Genomic DNA, 17,821 nt, shown 5'->3' with positions numbered 1-17,821 from the left:
GTAACGCGCGCGCAAATAAGAAAGTTCCATAAAAGCGCAATTAAACGTTAATTGTTTACCCGCTGCTTTGAGACTACTACACTCTTTATTAGTGTGATGTTGTGCCCAACCCGGTGGCGGCTGCGTAATTCAGATTACTCCACGTGTACACGCATGCCGGGCCACTTCAGACATAAAGGAGTGATGACAGTGTCCAGACTTGCAGAGTTTCGTGCTGCCGAAAAAGCGCTTCAAGAACAGATGGCGCAACTGGAGGCGCTGAAGAAGGACGCCGGCCTCAAGCGCGAAATCGAGTTCGAGCGCAAACTAGTCGACCTGATGAAAACCTACGACAAGAGCCTGCGCGATATCATTTCCATCCTCGACCCCAAAGCCACGGCCAAAGGCCCCGCTACTGCGCCCAAGACGCGCCGCGCACGGGTGGTCAAAGTGTATGAAAACCCCCATACCGGCGAGCTGATCGAAACCAAGGGTGGCAACCACCGCGGCCTCAAAGCCTGGAAAGAACAGTACGGCGCCAAGACGGTCGACAGCTGGTTGCGTTCGTGAGGTTACCCTTCACACTTTTTTCACATCGACTCTATCAGGATGGAGGCTGCTAACGGACTAGCGCCCCATACGCCCGCCTCGGCGGGCTTCTAATTCTTGCGCCTCGCCCCACCCGGCGGGGCGCAAACCGTTTGCGCTATCGCATCAGTTCCGTATCATGTCGCCCTGACTGTTTTTTGCTGGCCACGCTGCCAGCTTCTTATGCGGAGTGCCCATGAGCCTGAACCATCTCGACACCCTCCCGGGTGTGACCGCGCAACCGGATGCCGCGACCCAGAACTTCGTCTTCAACCACACCATGCTGCGGGTCAAGGACGTTGCCAAGTCCCTGGACTTCTACACCCGCGTGCTGGGCTTCAGCCTGGTGGAAAAACGCGACTTCCCCGAAGCCGAATTCAGCCTGTACTTTCTGGCCCTGGTCGACAAGGCACAGATTCCTGCCGATGCCGCCAAGCGTACCGAGTGGATGAAGTCGATCCCCGGCATCCTCGAACTGACCCACAACCACGGCAGCGAGAACGATCCGGAATTTGCCTATCACAACGGCAACACCGACCCACGCGGCTTTGGCCATATCTGCATTTCGGTCCCGGACATCCGTGCTGCCTGCGAGCGATTCGAGCAACTGGGCGTGACCTTCCAGAAGCGCCTGAGCGACGGCCGCATGAAGCACCTGGCCTTCATCAAGGACCCGGACGACTACTGGGTCGAGATCATCCAGCCTACCGAGTTCTAAGTACGCTGCACAAAAAACGGCCGGTTATCCCGGCCGTTTCTGTTTCTGTTTCGCGGAGGATGACGTTCGTCGCCCCCAGGCGCCTGCACGCCCTTGCTGTGGTATACCCGAAAGAGCAGCCCAGCCTGCTTACCCTGAGCGAGGATACATTCGATACCACTGCAAGCGAGGTCAGGACGATGAAAACCCTTCAATGCGTGCATCGCAACCATACCATCACCGCCAGCGTCGAAACCCACGACGGCATTCCCACCCCCTTTGCCGCCGGCTGCCTGATCACCGATCCCGAGGGCCACACCAGCCGGCGCCTGCCGCTGCCGCTGAAGATGGCCTTCCTCGCCGATCTTGAGAACGCCCAGCATGCCTCACTGGCCCATGGCAAATGGCTGGTCGACCAGCAACTGGACAACCGTCAGCACCTGTTCTGACTGAATGCCTGCCTGGCCGCCCGAACTACCCGGGGCGGCCATCGGCTGCCGGGTCTTCAGCGCTTGGCGGCTCGATGCCCCATTCGCCATGCAGGTACCAGTCGTCGCCGAGCATTTCGGCAGGATGCATGGTGCGATCGGCACCGTTGCCACACGCCAGCGCGCTGGCTGCACAATAGCGGTCGCAGCCCCAGCAGATGCGCTCGGGATGCCTGGGATTGATTGGAAAGGGCTTGGTCATGGCAAGCGGCCGATTGTTGGATGAGACCAACATACCGCGTTACCGGCAGCTTTCCTTGATGCAGGTCAGCCAGACTCGCTGAAGCCCGGGAAGGTAGCGGATAGCGCCGGATGATCAGGCACAAAAAAAGGACCCGAAGGTCCTTTTTTTGGGGTGCCGCAAGCTTGAAGCAAACCTGCAGCACCAGATATGGAGCGGGAAACGAGACTCGAACTCGCGACCCCGACCTTGGCAAGGTCGTGCTCTACCAACTGAGCTATTCCCGCGTTTTGGTGATAGCCATTCTATAGGATCAACAAATGGCGTCAAGCCTTTGATTCAAAAAACTTTTATGAAGTTGGCCATGGCCGCGCGATCGTTTGCAGCACGCCAGGGAGCGAAACCTCCCACGCCCTTCTCAGATTTCTGCCATTGCCCATGCTGCCCACTCTGATTAGCTTCGCTTCCCCACTGTGCAAGGAAGCTATCATGACCCTATTATTCAGAAACCTGGCGCTCTGCCTGATGCTCATGATCCCGGCAAGCGTGCCGGCATTGGAGCGCCCCAAGCTCACCCTGGCGGTCGGCGGCCACGCGCTCCTCTACAATTTGCCACTGGCGGTCGCACTGCAAAAGGGCTACTTCGAAGAACAAGGACTTGAGCTTGAGGTGGTCGATTTCAGCGCCGGCGTCAAGGCGCTCCAGGCCATGATTGCCGGTGACGCCGAGGTCGTCAGTGGCGCCTACGACCATACCCTGAGGATGCAGGCGCGCGGGCATGCCCTGCGCGCCTTTGTACTGACCGCCGAGGCACCACAGGTGGTCGTGGCAGTCTCTTCCCGGTCCCTGCCCGAGTACTGCACGGCGAGCGACTTGCATGGCAAGAAAATCGGCATCAGCTCCGCAGGCTCCTCGACCCAGATGCTGGCCAACCTGATCCTGGCCAAGGCTGGGGTACGTGCCGATGAGGTTACCTTCGTCGAGGTGGGCGCCTCTGCTGATGCCGCGCAGGCCTTGCACAGCGGCAAGGTCGACGTCATTGCCCACACCGAACCGGTCATCAGCCTGCTGGAAAAACAACACGGCCTTCACATCATCGCCGACACCCGTCACCCCCAGGGGACGCGAGCCCTGTTCGGCGGGCCGATGCCTGCCGGTACGCTATATACAAAGGTCTCTTTCATCGAGGAAAACCCCAGGACCATCCAGGCCTTGACCAATGCGATGGTCAAGGCCTTGCACTGGCTGCGTAGCGCCAGCGCCGAAGATGTCGCCGCCCTGGTGCCAACCGACTACCTGCTCGACGATCCCGACCTGTACAAACAGGCCTATCGGAATATCCAGCCAGCGCTCTCGAGCAACGGGTTGTTTCCCGCACAAGGCCCGGCCCTCACCCGACAAGCCCTGCAAGCCTTTGATCCGACCTTGCGGGAAATGGCGTTGAGCCCTGCCGGCACCTGGACCAACGATTTCGTCAACGCCGCCCTGCAGGCGATGAAGTAATCGGCTGCACGGGAAACCCAGCGCCAAAAACGAAAAAAGCGACCTCAAGGTCGCTTTTTCACCCACAACAATGTGCTACTTCTTTTCCGAACCTTCCCGCAAATGCGGCCAGGCAGCGCGCAGGTAGTGCACCATCGACCACAACGTCAGGCCTGCAGCGATCATCAGCAAGGTGTAGCCCACTACCACCCAGAAACTCAACGTGGCCGGATTGGCCAGCAGAATCACCAGGGCAAGCATCTGCGCAGCCGTTTTCCATTTACCCAGGTTCGACACTGCTACATGCGCCCGCGCACCCAGTTCGGCCATCCACTCACGCAGGGCCGATACCACGATCTCGCGACCGATAATGACCACCGCCGGCAAGGTCAGCCACAGGTTGGCATGATCCTGCACCAGCATTACCAGGGCCACGGCGACCATCAGTTTGTCGGCCACCGGGTCCAGGAATGCGCCAAATGGCGTGCTCTGCTGCAGGCGACGGGCCAGGTAGCCGTCAAGCCAGTCAGTCGCCGCAGCGATGGCGAACACTGTACTTGCTGCCATATAGCTCCAGTGATACGGAACATAAAACAGCAAAATGAAGATCGGAATGAGCAGGACGCGAAGAACGGTAAGCAGATTTGGGATATTCATCGGCACAACTGGCTGCAAAGTGAGCGGGCATTCTACTCGCTATGCAGGTTGGCATAAATCGACTCGGCAAGCTTTTTACTGATTCCCGGTGCTTTGGCGATTTCCTCGATGCTGGCGCGGGACAATTCCTGCAGGCCGCCGAAGTGTTTGAGCAGGTCACGACGCCGTTTTGGCCCCACGCCGGCCACATCCTCAAGGCTTGAGGTCCGCCGGGCCTTACCGCGCCGGGCACGGTGCCCGGTAATGGCAAATCGGTGCGCTTCGTCACGGATCTGCTGGATCAAATGCAGCGCGGGCGAGTCCCCCTTGAGGGTGAACTCATGGGCCACATCATTGAGGTAAAGGGTTTCGAATCCGGCCTTGCGGGTCACGCCCTTGGCCACACCGATCAGAATCAGGTCAGGGACGGCCAGTTCCTGAAGCACTTCCCGAGCCATGTTCAACTGGCCTTTGCCGCCGTCCACCAAGAGCACATCCGGCAGTTTGCCCTCGCCGTCCTTGATTCGCCCGAAACGCCGGGTCAAGGCCTGGTGCATCGCGGCATAGTCATCTCCCGGCGTCACGCCCTCGATATTGAAGCGTCGGTAATCGGACTTCAACGGCCCCTCCGGGCCAAACACCACGCAAGAGGCTACCGTCGCCTCACCGCTGGAATGGCTGATGTCGTAGCACTCCAGGCGTTGCGGGGTTTCATCCAGGTCCAGCACTTTGGCCAGTGCCTCGAAGCGCGAGGCCATGTGTTGACGGTTGGCCAGGCGCGCCATCAGCGCCTGCTCGGCATTGGTCACCGCCAACTGCTGCCAGCGCGCCCGGGTGCCACGCACCCGGTGGCTGATGGTCAGTTCGCGACCGCGCAAGCTTTCGATGGCCGCACTGATAGCCTCGAAGTCTTCATGAACCACGTTGACGATCAGCTCACCCGGCAGGTCGCGCTCGGCGTTGCCGATGTAGTACTGGGACAGGAACGCAGCCATGACCTCGGCCACCTCCTCCTCGATTCCAACCTGGGGAAAGAAGTTCTTGCTGCCCAGTACCCGTCCACCGCGCACACTGATCAGGTGTACACAAGCGCCACCCGGATTGACGAAAGCGGCCACCACGTCCACATCGCCGCTGCCGCCTTCCATGCTCTGCTGGTCCTGGACCCGGCGCAACAAGGCGATCTGGTCGCGTAACTCGGCCGCCCTCTCGAACTCAAGGGCCATGGCGGCCTGCTCCATCTCGGCATTGAGCTCGTTGGTCAACTGGTGACTGCGCCCCTCGAGGAACATCACCGAGTGACGCACATCGATTGCGTATTCCTCGGGCTCCACCAGCCCGACGCACGGCGCCTTGCAGCGTTTGATCTGGTACTGAAGGCATGGCCGCGTTCGATTGCTGTAGTAGCTGTCCTCGCACTGGCGCACGAAAAACGTCTTCTGCAGCAGGCTCAGGCTTTCCCGAATGGCGCCCGCACTGGGGTAAGGGCCGAAGTACTTGCCCTTTTGTTTCTTGGCGCCACGATGAATCCCCAGACGGGGAAATGCACCGTCCGAAAGAAACACATAAGGGTAGGACTTGTCGTCACGCAGCAGGATGTTATAGGGCGGGCGCCATTCCTTGATCAGCGTCTGCTCGAGTAGCAGCGCTTCGGTCTCGTTGGCGGTAATGGTGGTTTCGACCTGCGCGATCCTGCCCACCAGGGCAGCCGTCTTCGGCGCCAGGCCCGTTTTGCGAAAGTAACTGGCCAGGCGCTTCTTGAGGTTTTTGGCCTTGCCGACATACAGCAGCCGGGCGTCGCCGTCGAACATCCGGTAAACGCCCGGGCGACCGCTGCAGGTCGCCAGGAAGGCACTTGAATCGAACACAGGGGTCATGAGCTCAGAGACTGGCGTCAACCATGCCATGGCGGACCGCCAGCAGCGTCAGTTCGACGTCGCTGGTGACCGAGAGTTTTTCGAAGATCCGATAACGGTAAGTATTGACCGTTTTCGGTGACAGACACAGCTTGTCGGAGATGATCTGCACTTTCTGGCAACCGACGATCATCAGGGCGATCTGGATTTCCCGCTCTGACAACGCATCGAAGGGTGAGCCCTGGGGCTGGAACGACTTGAGCGCCAGCTGTTGAGCGATCTGCGGGCTGATGTAGCGCTGGCCGGCAAACACCAGGCGAATGGCCTGGACCATTTCGTCCAGGCCTGCGCCCTTGGTCAGGTATCCAGCGGCGCCGGCCTGGAGCAGGCGCGTGGGAAACGGGTCTTCTTCGCACACGGTGACGGCCACGACTTTCACATCAGGGTGGCTGCGCAACAACTTGCGCGTGGCCTCGAGACCACCGATCCCGGGCATCTTCACATCCATCAGGACCACATCGGGCTTGAGTTCACGCGCGACCTTGAGTGATGCCTCGCCGGAGTCGGCTTCGCCCACCACCTGCAAGTCATCGATATCGGCCAGCATACGGGTGATGCCCGTACGCACCAGATCGTGATCATCGACCACCAGGACCCTAATCAAGCAGACACCTCGCACGACGGCGAAAAATTGGATCCGGCCACCTTAGCAAAAAATCGCGTGGTAGAGCTAACGGAACGCATCTTTGTGCGCCACCCGGCTTCATTTTCCCGACAGCCGCCCGGCCAGGGTGTGCTCGGGTCCACCGATCGGCGCGCAGGCCCTTGGCAGTGGATTGGCGAGGCTGCCCAACAACTGCCGCACCGCTGCCTGGTCAGCCGCAGCCAGGCTGCGAAAACACCCCAGTAAGCGATCTTCTTCAGCGCTCAGGCTGCCTTGCGGTATCGGCGTGCGCACGCCGCTCAACACATACAGGCTGTCGACGCCGCGAGCCGCCACCGCCGCCAGGTAGTCGGCCTTGGGCGTTCGCTCACCGCTTTCGTACTTACCCTGGGCATTGGGTTCCACACCACCGATATCCCCGAATACCCGCTGGGTCATGCCCAGGCGCTCTCGTTCTTCCCTGAGCCGCGATCCGATTCCGTTCATGCGATTTCACTGTCTCCCGTACATCGTCCGAACGGGCCGGCCTCAAACCACACCGGCCCTTGAAGACCGGCACTATGCACGGGTTCACGACAACGACACAAGCCAGCAGCCCCGTGAGAGTGCGCTAATCGACCAGCCTTTGCATGCGCACAAAGCACTCATCTTCGCCCATGGCAACGAAACCTGCGCGTCGGTACAAGCCCTGGGCCGGGTTGCTCTTGAACACCGTCAGACGCACCAGGGGCAAGCGTCGCTCACGAGCCCAATCGACCAATTGCGCCAGCACCTGGGTACCGAGGCCCTGCCTGCGTGCCGACTCGATCAAGTGCAGTTCGCGAATGTACAGGGCCTGGCGATCCTGGCTCAGGCTGCAAAACCCCACCACCCGGTCGTGCTCGACGACCAGCCACTGCTCGCGCCAGCTCCAGGCCTGGTTGAAGGCCTCCTCGATCCAGAGCAGGTCGAACTCGTGGTAGTACGGCAGCATCGCCCGCCGGGTCAGGTCGCGGGCGAAGGGGCAATGCTGATCGGCGGCGGGGGTCAGGATCATCGTTCTTCATTCCATGCTACAGATAGCAGACCGGCGAGGCCGACGGGCCACGCCGCTCCAGTTCATCTTCCAGCCACGCCGCCAGCACCTGCGCATTGTTGTGCTCGGTGTCCTTGCCGGCATAGAGCAAGGTCACCTCACCCTGCTCGGCCATGCCCAGCAGTTTCCACCAATGCTCTGGCCGGGCGGCCAGCTCCTGTCGGTAGCGTTCGGCGAAGCCGGCGAAGTCCACTTCACCGCCATGGAAGGCCTGGCGCAAGGCGGTCGAAGGCGCAACTTCCGGCAGCCACAGTGCCTGCAACTGGGCCTTGCGTTTATTGCGTGGCCATAGCCGATCGACCAGCACGCGCTGTCCGTCATCAGGTGCCAAGGGATCATAGACTCGCTTGCAACGGATCATCGGATTTCTCCCATTCATCCTGTCAGCGTAGAGGCATTTATTGACCGAGGTCACGTCGACGTCATGCACAGTTCTTATGCTGGACGCCTGAGGTAACGTAACCCGGAGTCATCATGACTACCCCGACGCTGACCAGCCACCCAACGCTGGCCACAGCCGATCCACGGCCGCGCCTGCACCACAAGCCCGGCCGAAATACCCTGATCCTGTTCTTCGGCTTACTGCTGGGCGGACTGTTCTATACCGCCTGGAGCCTGTTTCGCGACATCGACGCCACCGGTACGGTGATCACCACCTGGACACCCTTCCTGCTGCTCGGGGTGGCCCTGCTGATCGCCTTGGGCTTTGAGTTCGTCAATGGCTTTCACGACACGGCCAACGCGGTGGCCACGGTGATCTATACCCACTCGCTGCCCGCCTCGGTGGCCGTGGTCTGGTCTGGCTTTTTCAACTTTCTCGGGGTGTTGCTTTCAAGTGGCGCTGTCGCCTTCGGCATCATTGCCCTGCTGCCGGTCGAGCTGATCCTCAAGGTCGGCTCCTCGGCAGGCTTTGCCATGGTGTTCGCCCTGCTGTTGTCGGCCATTATCTGGAACCTGGGCACCTGGTGGCTGGGGCTGCCGGCCTCGTCCTCACATACCCTGATTGGCTCGATCATCGGCGTCGGCGTTGCCAACGCCTTGATGCACGGCCGTGACGGCACCAGCGGTGTGGACTGGTCCCAGGCGGCGAAAGTCGGTTATTCACTGTTGCTCTCGCCTCTGGTGGGCTTTGCCTGCGCCGCGCTGTTGCTGCTGGCGCTGCGCCACCTGGTCAAGCGCCAGGACCTGTACCAGGCGCCCGTGGGCAATACGCCTCCGCCCTGGTGGATTCGCGGCCTGCTGATTCTGACCTGCACCGGGGTGTCGTTTGCCCACGGTTCCAACGATGGCCAGAAAGGCATGGGCCTGATCATGTTGATTCTTGTGGGCACCCTGCCCATGGCCTACGCCCTGAACCGCACCATGCCGGCGGAGCAATCGCTGCAGTTTGCAGCAGTCGCCGAGGTCACCCAGCACGCCTTGCAGCGAAGCGCCCCCCAACTATTGACGGCAGACCCACGCCAGACCTTGAGCGACTTCATTCGCCAGCCCACCGCCAGCCCTGAGCTGGTCCCGGCCCTGGCTGCCCTGGCGGGCTCGATTGGCGAGGAAGTAAAAGGCTACGGTTCCCTCAACCGCGTGCCCGCCGAGGCGATGGCCAACGTGCGCAACGACATGTACCTGACCAGCGAAACCATCCGCCTGATCAACAAACACCAACTGGTCACGTTCACACCCGATACCCAGGACAAGGTGCAACTGTTCAAGCGCCAGCTCGATGACGCCACCCGCTACATTCCACTGTGGGTCAAGATTGCCGTGGCCATTGCCCTGGGCCTGGGCACCATGGTGGGCTGGCGACGGATCGTGGTCACAGTCGGGGAAAAGATCGGCAAGACCCACCTGACCTATGCCCAGGGTGCTTCGGCAGAATTGGTAGCGATGTGTACCATTGGCGTGGCGGACATGTACGGCATGCCCGTCTCGACCACCCATGTGTTGTCATCAGGGGTGGCCGGGACCATGGTTGCCAATGGCTCGGGGCTGCAGATGCGCACCATCGTCAACCTGATGATGGCCTGGGTACTGACCCTGCCTGCGGCGATCGTGATGGCCGGCGGGCTGTACTGGATTCTGCGCCAGGTGTTCTAGCGGCGCCGGAACAGCGGCCTCGGTTCGATGACCGAACGTCCGTACAACACGCTCATCCCGGCCAGGCCCTTCAAGGCATCCTCGGCGCACTTGTCTTCGCGCACCGCAAAGCTGTCGAAGCCGCATTGACGCATATGGCTGAGCTGGTCGCGCAGCACATCGCCCACCGCCCGCAGTTCGCCGTACCAGCCCAGGCGGCTGCGCAGCAGATACGCCTGGCTGTAACCGCGCCCGTCACGAAAGCTTGGAAAATCGATGGCAATCAGCGGCACCTGCGCCAACCACGGCTCCAGCGCTTCGATCTCATCGTCCGGTCCCAGCCACAGGCCGTCGCGGCCGGTGGGCTGTCGCGCTTCACGCTCCAGCCAGTCGGTAAAAGGCAGAATCAGCAAGCCGTCGGGCAGCGGCTGTTCAACGTCGCGCAGCAACTGCCAGCCGTCCTCGGCCAGCAGCTGTGCCTCGCCATTGCGCAAGGCAATCACATTACGCATATGAGCTCCTCCGGGCGCTTGGCGTAGACCCGCTCCTTGAACGGCTCCAGCCCTACCCGGCGCACAGTATCGACGAAGGGCTCGTCCAGCTCGCGATAGGCGCAGTAGGTGGCGATGATCTGCTCGATCACCCGCGGGATCTCGGCGGCGCTGAACGAGGGGCCGATCACCTTGCCCAAGGTACTGTGTTTGCCCTGGGCGCCGCCAAGGGTGACCTGGTACCACTCGCTACCATTCTTGTCGACGCCCAAGATGCCAATATTGCCGATGTGGTGATGGCCACAGGCATTGATGCAGCCCGAGATGTTCAGGCTCAGCTCACCCAGGTCGTGCAGGTAGTCCAGGTCGTCGAAGCAGCGCTGGATCGACTGCGCAATGGGGATCGACTTGGCATTGGCCAACGCGCAGAAGTCTCCACCCGGGCACGCGATGATATCGGTCAACAGGCCAATGTTCGCCGTCCCCAGGCCACGCTCGCAGGCCAACCGCCAGAGCGCGTGCAGGTCTTGCTTGCGCACATCCGGCAGAATGAGGTTCTGCTCATGGGCAATGCGAATCTCGCCAAAACCGAACTGCTCCGACCAGTCCGCCACCGCCTCCATCTGGGCGGCCGTCAGGTCGCCTGGCGGCGAGGCCTCGCCAGGCTTGGTAGAGAGCACCACACTGGCGTAGCCCGGCACCTTGTGTGGCTTGACGCAGCAGGCCACCCAGCGGGCAAAGGCATGGTCCTGGGCGAGGTGGGTTTCATAGTCCAGTGCTTCGTCGACCACGCTGGCGTAGGCTGGTGGCTCGAACGCCGCAGCCACGCGTTGGAACTCATCTTCGGTCAGTTGCGCCGGGCCATCCTTGATGTGCTGCCACTCCTGCTCCACCTCACGGGCAAAGGCTTCGATCCCCAGGGCCTTGACCAAGATCTTGATACGCGCCTTGTACTTGTTGTCGCGGCGGCCGTGGCGGTTGTACACCCGCAGGATGGCCTCGACATATGACAGCAAGTGCTGCCAGGGCAGCCCCTCACGGATCTGCAAGCCCAGGATCGGCGTGCGCCCCAAGCCACCGCCGACCATCACCCGCAGGCACATCTGGCCCCGAGCGTCGCGGTACAGGTACAGGCCGATGTCATGCATCATGATCGCCGCCCGGTCTTCTCGGGCAGAGCAGATGGCGATCTTGAACTTGCGTGGCAGGAACAGGAACTCGGGGTTGATAGTCGACCACTGGCGCAAGATCTCGGCCAGCGGGCGTGGGTCGAGCAGCTCGTCGGCGGCGACTCCGGCGAAGGCCTCGGTGGTGATGTTGCGCACGCAGTTGCCGGAAGTCTGGATGGCATGCATCTCGACCTCGGCAAGGCGTTGGAGAATATCGGGCACCTGGGCCAACTCGATCCAGTTGAACTGGATGTTCTGGCGGGTGGTGAAATGCCCATAGCCGCGGTCGTACTCACCGGCGATCAGCGCCAGAGTACGCATCTGACGCGCGCCAAGAGTGCCGTAGGGAATCGCCACCCGCAGCATATAGGCGTGCTTCTGCAAGTACAGGCCATTTTGCAGGCGCAGGGGCAGGAACTCTTCTTCAGACAGCTCACCGCCCATGAAACGTTGCACCTGATCGCGAAACTGCGCCACGCGCTCGAACACCAGCGCACGGTCATACTCGTCATACTGATACATGGTTCGGACCTCATCACGAAGGCCCTTACTATGGCGTTCGGGTGTACTGAGTTACAGATTCAGGTTTGGGGGATTTATACGGATCAGGGGCCTACAGGTTTTAGAACTGCACATCGAGAATGACGCTGTCCTGATAAGCCCCGGCCGGCGGCGTGGCCTGGTCGGTGTAGAGTTTGGCGTTGTAGTTGAACACCTGGCTGCCATTACCAGTACCGGCACCGGGATTGATGTCGGCGTCAGTACTGGCTCGCCGCGCGCTGGCGAGTTTGCCCCACCGCACATTGCCGGCACTTTTGAAGATGTCGTAGGCCAGGTAGTTGTTGGCCGCCGACTTCATCCGCCGTCGGCCCACCGCGACGTTCTGGCCATCATCCAATCCCACGGTGTAGCTGCTGCCCTTGGTACAGGAAATGTTTACGTTACCGTTGACGGTGCCAAAGCCCGCCACCACCGGGGCGCTGCCAAAGCTGATGTTCGGTGTGGTGATCTGGCAGTCGTTGGTCACTGTCAGGCTGATAGTGAGGTTCATCGTGCCTTCGAGTTTCTGCCGCCCCAGGCAGAGGTTTCCCACACCAATGCCCCAGCAGTAGTCGATATCCCAGTACACCGACAGGGTTTCTTGATAAAGGCCGGCCGCAACGTTGGCTCCGAGCTGCGTCTTCAGGTAGATCGGCACCGACCGCGGCGTGGTCCCGCCCAGCAGCCCCAAGGCATCGATGATGCCGTTGCGGGCGAAGTCATAGGCCAGATTGCGGGTGATGGGGAAGCTGATGCTGTTGTTGGCGTACAAGGTGTACGGGATGACATCGCCGCTCGGCCCGACGAGCCCGGTGGTGTTGCCGACCGGGCTGAACGTGGCGTAGAAGTGGTCATTGTTGCGCAGCAGTGTCAGCAGCGAACCGGTGCATTGCAGGCCGGCATTGGTGGTCGAAGCGGACTGCACTGCACTGAGCACCAGGGAGGAACTGACCGAGCCGAAGCTTGCCGGTGCCGTCGCCACCACTGCGCACAATCCATATGCCTGGGCACTGGTCAACAGGGCCAGGGCCGCCAGCAGGCGTTTCATCGGCATACCAGCGGCCCGATCAGCGGCACCTGCTGCTGATTGCCGTCCATCTTGAACTGCACCCGACAACGACCACCGCTGGCCAGCGCTACCTCAAGACTGTTGTCGGGTGACAGCCCTTCCAGGTAGACCAGCCCGTCCCAGCCCACCACCGCATGTGCGCCACTCTGCTCGTGCCGCACCTGGCTTCCCAACGGCAGGTCGTTGTGGCTGGCATCCACCAACTGGAGACTGGCCGCCACCACATTGTGCATCGGGAATTCCAGCAAATAGCCTGTACCACGACGCACTGCCACTTTCTGTTCGACCTGCTGCACCTGCACGGTGCTGGGCAGCTCCATCGGGTCGATTTCATACTTGCCCCGGTAGTAGCCGCTGCTCCAGGGCACCAGCAAGTGACCGTTCTTGTCGGTACGACCCACCCGTTGGTTTTCGTAGTTCACCGGCACATCGGCAAAGCCGTCGGTGCTGACGACCACAAAGGCATCGTCGATGCGGTTGGCGGCGAACACCCCGGCATCCATCCACACCAGCGAGCCACTGGCATCGGCCCACCGGGTCATGTTGCCGCCGCTACCATATACTCCGGCCTGCAGTTGCACCGACTGCAGGCGCCAGGTCAGGTCGGCCTGTCGGTAGGCCTCGCGGTCGCCATCGGCGTAACCGAGGTTGTAACCCACGCCGCCCTGGCTCGGCACCGCACGACTGTAGTTGACCCGCTGAAGGTTTTCCCCGGCCTGGTTGCGCTCCACACTCATGCTCAGGGTACCGCGCAGGTCGAACGGGATCACCCATTGCGCCTGCACCGCCCACTGGCTATCGCCGATCTCGCGGTTGGCCGACAGATACAGGCTGCTGTTGGCCCACAGCGACTTGCTCCAACTCAGGTTGAGCAACCGGGTGCGACTGTTGTCGCCGGCGCGCACGTCGAAATAACCGGCCCCCAGGCTGCCGTACTGGTCCAGGTTCAGGCTCAGCGTGGCTTGCTCGCTGCGCTGGCTCAGGCGCGCGTAGGGGCTGTCGACCAGCGACAAGTCGGCGTAATCGCCGTGGCGTTGCAGCCGCTGGTAGTTGAAACCCAGGCGCCGGCTGTTGAACTGATACCCCAGGCTCACTTGCTGACCGCTGCGGCTGTCAAGGCTGCTCTGGCTCACCGCGCCGTTGACCACCCCCCAGTTGCCCACCTGCACGTTCGCACCCAGCCCGCCCAGGGCCAGGGACTCGGCCGCCTCGGCATGGCTTTCCAGGGTAATGACGTCGCTGAGCCCATAGCGCAGGCTGGCGGCAGCCACACCCGGGCCATAGGCAAAATCACGGATCGCGTAGTCACGACGCAGGTTGCCGGCGGCCACCGAGAAATCCGCCAGGCCTTTTTGCAGCAATGTGCTGGTGACATAGAACGGCAAGGTGGTCGACACCTGCCGGCCGAGGGCATCGGTAGTCACCACCACCGCCTCCCCTGCACCGTTGATGAACGGCACGTTGGTCAGGGTATAGGGCCCCGGCTGCAGGTCGGCGCTGGCGCTCTTGTAGCCGTTGATGAACAGGTCCACCGATGAAGGCACTGCTGCTTCACCAGCGAAGGCTGGCAGCGGATAGGTGACCAGGTCCGGGCGCACGCCAAAATCGCGTGAAAGCTGCAGGCCGCCCAGCCGCACCGAACTGGTCCAGGGCAAGGCGCCACTGAGCACGTCACCGACTTCCAGCGTCAGCAGACGCACTTCATCGGTGTAGCGCCAGGTGGTGTCGTAGCGGCGAAAGCCTTCCTGGCTGTCGTCGAATTCGTTGCCGCCCAAGGCCTGGCGCCATTGCCCGGTGGTCGACAGCGTACCCCAGCTGTCGAACAGGCGCAGTTCATTCCAGGCGGCCAGGTAGCGGCCGCCATCATCGGTGTCGTTCAGGTACAGGTCATAGTTGAACAACGCGCCGAAGCTGCTTCGCGCTTCGCTTGCCGGTGACAGTTGGCGGTTGCCGATGCGCTGGGTCGGCAGCCAGGCCGCCGGCACCTGCACCACCAGCCGCTGGCCCTGGCTGTCGTAGTCGCTGTGCAGGCCCGGGATACTGTCCAGTGCAACTTCAGTGCCGTGCTCGCCGGGCAGATCGATGCCTGCAGCCCGCAAGTCGACGGTGGCCATGTACAGGCGCCCGGCGCGTTGCTGCACCGGCACCAGCTCAGGGCTGCTCATCTGGTTGACCACCAGTTCCAGGAACAGCGGCGCGTCGGCGACCGCTTCCAGGCTGGCCGGGGGCGGCGGCAGCTCGCCGCCGAACAGCGGCGCACAGCCCAGCACGGTCAAGCCGCAAGCCCTCAGTGCCAGGCGGCGTGTCGCGGCCAGAAGAACACTCACACACAATATCCAACCATTGCCGGGTCCTCCCTGGCCCCTGTTGCGGTGCTACTTGCTGGTGTTCATTGGCCCTGATTCAGGGCTTGCGCCGGTTCCTGTCCGTTGACCCGGCCCTTGAGTACAGTGGCTGCCGTCATCGGCTGCGGTGCCGGCCAGCGCATACTTGCGCCGGGCAGCACGTAGCCCAGCAGGCCATCCACCAGCGGCCGGCTCTGACCGCCCTGCTGCAGCACCACGTCGGTCAGGCGCGCATGCACCGGTCCCGTGTTGCGGATTTCCACATAGGGCTTGCCCTGCACCGATACCTGTCGCCAGCTCAGCGCCGGCTTGCCGACCCCGGCGGCGCCGCGCTGGCCACTGGCATCGGCCTTGCCCCACAAGCCTTCGCCATAGACGAACAGGGGCACCGAATAGCGCATCTGGAAGCGGATTGCCGCTTGGGGTTTGTCGGCGCTGGCCGCAGGCGGCAACGCGGAGGGAATTTCATCGATGATGATGCGGTAGGCCTGCTCCTGGCCTACCGGTGAGGTACCGGTGCGGGTCAGGCGGATCAGTTGCTTTTGCCCCGGCGCAATGTTGGCCACGGGCGGGCTGCCGATGATTTCGCGTTGGGCCTGGTACTGATCGTCGAACTCGCCCTGGCGCCAGGCGAACACCCGTACCTGCAGGTTGGCCGGCTCGTTGCCGCGGTTCTCAAGCCACAAGGCGCCTGCCTTCTGGCCCGCCTCAAGCACCGGGTCGATCGGCCAGATCAACACCGAAGTAGCCGCCTGCAGCGGCACACTGCTGAACAATGCCAGCGCACAGGCCAATCCGTTGATTCGTTTGCGCATACCGTCAGCGCTAGCCCCCATGCCTTGCTCCTTGTTGTTGTAGCGTCCACTTTCCGGGCGTTAAAAGGTCAGTACCACCTGCACCACATCGGTGTAATTGCCGGCGGGCAGGTTGCCAGTCAGTTGGGCCCGGGCGTACACCGGCAGCTTGATGATTGCCGGATTGCTGTAGCTCACCGGTACACCCTGATTGATGCCCAGGCTTTGACTGAAACCGGCATCGCGAAACAGTTGATAGGCCACCAGCGAAGAACCGCTGCTGCGCTTGAGGTTGCGGGTACCGCTGGCGCTGTTCTGGCCGGCATCCACACTCATGCTCAAATTGACCCCGGGCGTGCACTGCAAGGTCACCGTGGTACCGCCGAGCGCAGTGGTCACGCTGCTGGTGGACAGCGCCGAGTAACTGCCGAAATCCAGGCTGCCGTAGTTGCTTGCGCCCCCCTCCACCAGGCAACCGGCGACCACCGTGGCACTGACCTGAAAGGTGCTGGTGAGCGCCGCATCCAGCGGCGAAGTTACGCTGCACAGCAGCAGTGCCAGCAACCTGGGCAACGCCCGGCGCACGGTTCAGAAGCTCAGCTCGACCGCCACCGTGTCGGTGTACACCCCGGCCGGCAGGCCCGGTTTGCCAACGGCCTGGCCGTAAAGGTTCACCGTCTGCGCCACGCCGGTGCTGGTCGGCAGGGTAATCACCCCATCGATAGCCAACAACTGGGTATGACCTGCGTCGGTATAGAAGTCATAAGGCACGTAGTTGCCATTGCCGTCGGCCAGGGCCCGGCTGCCGCCGTCGGACTGGTTGTCATTGGTCCCGGTGCTCACCTTTATCGCCGGTATGGTGCCGCTGGAGCACAAGATGCTCATCGCGCCACCGGCACCGCCCAGCACCTGCGCATTCGCGGTAGTGAACAAGGCTTCCTGGCTGCCGAAATCCAGGGTGCCGAAGTCCTGTCCGGTGGCGCCGCTACCGCCATTGACCTGGCAACTGGCGATCAGCGTCAGGGTGGCGTTGATGTTGCCGGTCACGGTGGCCGCCTGGGCCTGGCTGCACAGCGCCAGGCCGACGCCGGCGAAGATAAAGCGGGAAATATACGGATGCATGAGTCACTCCTTGCGTATTACCAGTCCAGGGTCACCATCAGGGTGTCGCGGTAAATGCCGGCCGGCAGCGCCTTGGGATGGGCAACCAGCGCGCCGTAGATCGGAATCGGTACCTGCGCGCCGCTGCTGACCGAAAAGTTCAGCGTCTGGCCAATGTCGTAGCGGGCCCGCCCGGTAGGGTCGGCAGACAGCTCGTAGGGAATCAGCACCCGGCCATTGCTCAGGCGCCGGGTAGCGCCATCGCCATTGGCGCCGCCATTGATACTCACGGTGAAGGCGCGCACGGCGGGGTTGCAACGTACCTGCAGGGTGCCATCACCCGCCGATTCGTCCAGGTGCGAGCGCAGCGGCGTGGTCCAACTGGGCCCCTGGCTGCCAAAGTCCAGAACCCCGGCACCGGGCGACTCGACCACCCCGGCACCTGGATCGCCGCTGATCTGACAGGCGCTGCTGATCACCAGCCGGGCCTGGATATGCCCGCTCATCGCGGCGAAGGCATCAGGGCTGACCAACAGCAATGGCGCAGCACTCAACAGCAGGAGTCGTTTCATACTGCCAGTTCCTTTAGCAGGCGC

General features: G+C 62.2%; 20 protein-coding genes and 1 tRNA gene. 5 read left to right on the top strand and 16 right to left on the bottom strand.

What is annotated here, in order from left to right; genetic code table 11:
• Positions 1-189: 189 nt before the first annotated feature.
• The 3 genes from H621_RS0125570 to H621_RS0125560 all read left to right on the top strand — a co-directional run bounded on the left by H621_RS0125570 (position 190) and on the right by H621_RS0125560 (position 1,713).
• Entirely contained in the window at positions 190-549 is a 360-nt protein-coding gene (locus H621_RS0125570) for a histone-like nucleoid-structuring protein, MvaT/MvaU family (protein WP_028946106.1), read from the top strand.
• Positions 550-763: 214 nt separating this feature from the next.
• Positions 764-1,285 (top strand): lactoylglutathione lyase, encoded by a 522-nt coding sequence (gloA, locus tag H621_RS0125565; protein ID WP_028946105.1) that lies wholly within the window; start codon positions 764-766, stop codon positions 1,283-1,285.
• A 179-nt stretch (positions 1,286-1,464) separates the two neighbouring features.
• Entirely contained in the window at positions 1,465-1,713 is a 249-nt protein-coding gene (locus tag H621_RS0125560) for a hypothetical protein (protein ID WP_028946104.1), read from the top strand.
• Positions 1,714-1,738: 25 nt separating this feature from the next.
• Here the strand turns inward: H621_RS0125560 and H621_RS0125555 are convergent, their stop codons facing one another.
• Both H621_RS0125555 and H621_RS0125550 read right to left on the bottom strand, forming a co-directional pair.
• Positions 1,739-1,954: a DUF3079 domain-containing protein gene (locus H621_RS0125555; RefSeq protein WP_028946103.1), complete on the bottom strand. Its 216-nt coding sequence runs from the start codon at positions 1,952-1,954 to the stop codon at positions 1,739-1,741.
• 190 nt (positions 1,955-2,144) lie between these two features.
• Positions 2,145-2,220, bottom strand: a tRNA-Gly gene (locus H621_RS0125550).
• A gap of 202 nt (positions 2,221-2,422) precedes the next feature.
• Here H621_RS0125550 and H621_RS27575 point away from each other — a divergent pair.
• Positions 2,423-3,436 carry an ABC transporter substrate-binding protein gene (locus H621_RS27575; protein ID WP_036990401.1) on the top strand — a complete coding sequence of 338 codons (1,014 nt, stop codon included), beginning with the start codon at positions 2,423-2,425 and terminating at the stop codon, positions 3,434-3,436.
• 75 nt (positions 3,437-3,511) lie between these two features.
• Here the strand turns inward: H621_RS27575 and pgsA are convergent, their stop codons facing one another.
• The 6 genes from pgsA to H621_RS0125515 form a co-directional block, all read right to left on the bottom strand.
• A complete protein-coding gene (pgsA, locus tag H621_RS0125540; protein WP_028946102.1) occupies positions 3,512-4,072 on the bottom strand; it encodes a CDP-diacylglycerol--glycerol-3-phosphate 3-phosphatidyltransferase in 561 nt (186 codons plus the stop codon).
• A gap of 32 nt (positions 4,073-4,104) precedes the next feature.
• On the bottom strand, positions 4,105-5,928 hold the full coding sequence (uvrC, locus tag H621_RS0125535) for an excinuclease ABC subunit UvrC (RefSeq protein WP_028946101.1): 1,824 nt from the start codon (positions 5,926-5,928) through the stop codon (positions 4,105-4,107).
• A 4-nt stretch (positions 5,929-5,932) separates the two neighbouring features.
• Complete coding sequence (gene gacA, locus H621_RS0125530; RefSeq protein ID WP_028946100.1) at positions 5,933-6,571, bottom strand: response regulator transcription factor GacA; 639 nt, start codon at positions 6,569-6,571, stop codon at positions 5,933-5,935.
• A 99-nt stretch (positions 6,572-6,670) separates the two neighbouring features.
• Positions 6,671-7,057, bottom strand: coding sequence for a helix-turn-helix domain-containing protein (locus H621_RS0125525; protein WP_028946099.1), 387 nt, complete (start codon positions 7,055-7,057; stop codon positions 6,671-6,673).
• A 124-nt stretch (positions 7,058-7,181) separates the two neighbouring features.
• On the bottom strand, positions 7,182-7,607 hold the full coding sequence (locus tag H621_RS0125520; RefSeq protein WP_028946098.1) for a GNAT family N-acetyltransferase: 426 nt from the start codon (positions 7,605-7,607) through the stop codon (positions 7,182-7,184).
• Positions 7,608-7,623: 16 nt separating this feature from the next.
• On the bottom strand, positions 7,624-8,007 hold the full coding sequence (locus H621_RS0125515; protein WP_028946097.1) for a DUF488 domain-containing protein: 384 nt from the start codon (positions 8,005-8,007) through the stop codon (positions 7,624-7,626).
• Positions 8,008-8,120: 113 nt separating this feature from the next.
• On the opposite strand from H621_RS0125515, the gene H621_RS0125510 reads away from it, so the two are divergent.
• Positions 8,121-9,737, top strand: coding sequence for an inorganic phosphate transporter (locus tag H621_RS0125510; RefSeq protein ID WP_028946096.1), 1,617 nt, complete (start codon positions 8,121-8,123; stop codon positions 9,735-9,737).
• On the opposite strand, the gene H621_RS0125505 is transcribed toward H621_RS0125510, so the two are convergent.
• The 8 genes from H621_RS0125505 to H621_RS0125470 all read right to left on the bottom strand — a co-directional run bounded on the left by H621_RS0125505 (position 9,734) and on the right by H621_RS0125470 (position 17,797).
• Positions 9,734-10,228, bottom strand: a complete 495-nt coding sequence (locus H621_RS0125505; protein WP_028946095.1) for a DUF934 domain-containing protein — start codon at positions 10,226-10,228, stop codon at positions 9,734-9,736. The genes H621_RS0125510 and H621_RS0125505 overlap by 4 nt on opposite strands.
• Positions 10,216-11,898 (bottom strand): nitrite/sulfite reductase, encoded by a 1,683-nt coding sequence (locus tag H621_RS0125500; RefSeq protein WP_028946094.1) that lies wholly within the window; start codon positions 11,896-11,898, stop codon positions 10,216-10,218. Before H621_RS0125500 ends, H621_RS0125505 begins: the two co-directional genes overlap by 13 nt.
• A 100-nt stretch (positions 11,899-11,998) precedes the next feature.
• Positions 11,999-12,964 (bottom strand): Csu type fimbrial protein, encoded by a 966-nt coding sequence (locus H621_RS0125495; protein ID WP_028946093.1) that lies wholly within the window; start codon positions 12,962-12,964, stop codon positions 11,999-12,001.
• Positions 12,961-15,312 carry a fimbria/pilus outer membrane usher protein gene (locus H621_RS0125490; protein ID WP_084168046.1) on the bottom strand — a complete coding sequence of 784 codons (2,352 nt, stop codon included), beginning with the start codon at positions 15,310-15,312 and terminating at the stop codon, positions 12,961-12,963. Before H621_RS0125490 ends, H621_RS0125495 begins: the two co-directional genes overlap by 4 nt.
• Before the next feature lie 62 nt (positions 15,313-15,374).
• Positions 15,375-16,166 carry a fimbrial biogenesis chaperone gene (locus H621_RS0125485; protein WP_371919735.1) on the bottom strand — a complete coding sequence of 264 codons (792 nt, stop codon included), beginning with the start codon at positions 16,164-16,166 and terminating at the stop codon, positions 15,375-15,377.
• 39 nt (positions 16,167-16,205) lie between these two features.
• Complete coding sequence (locus tag H621_RS0125480) at positions 16,206-16,709, bottom strand: Csu type fimbrial protein (protein ID WP_051270731.1); 504 nt, start codon at positions 16,707-16,709, stop codon at positions 16,206-16,208.
• 3 nt (positions 16,710-16,712) lie between these two features.
• The gene (locus H621_RS0125475) at positions 16,713-17,246 is read right to left on the bottom strand and encodes a Csu type fimbrial protein (protein WP_028946089.1); all 534 of its coding nucleotides are present in this window, start codon (positions 17,244-17,246) and stop codon (positions 16,713-16,715) included.
• A gap of 17 nt (positions 17,247-17,263) precedes the next feature.
• Positions 17,264-17,797 (bottom strand): Csu type fimbrial protein, encoded by a 534-nt coding sequence (locus H621_RS0125470; protein WP_028946088.1) that lies wholly within the window; start codon positions 17,795-17,797, stop codon positions 17,264-17,266.
• Between the last annotated feature and the right edge of the window lie 24 nt (positions 17,798-17,821).

Source organism: Pseudomonas vranovensis DSM 16006 (genome assembly GCF_000425805.1).
GTDB lineage: Bacteria > Pseudomonadota > Gammaproteobacteria > Pseudomonadales > Pseudomonadaceae > Aquipseudomonas > Aquipseudomonas vranovensis.
Note: the sequence above shows the minus strand (reverse complement) of the source record. Positions and strands in the feature narration are given on the sequence as shown.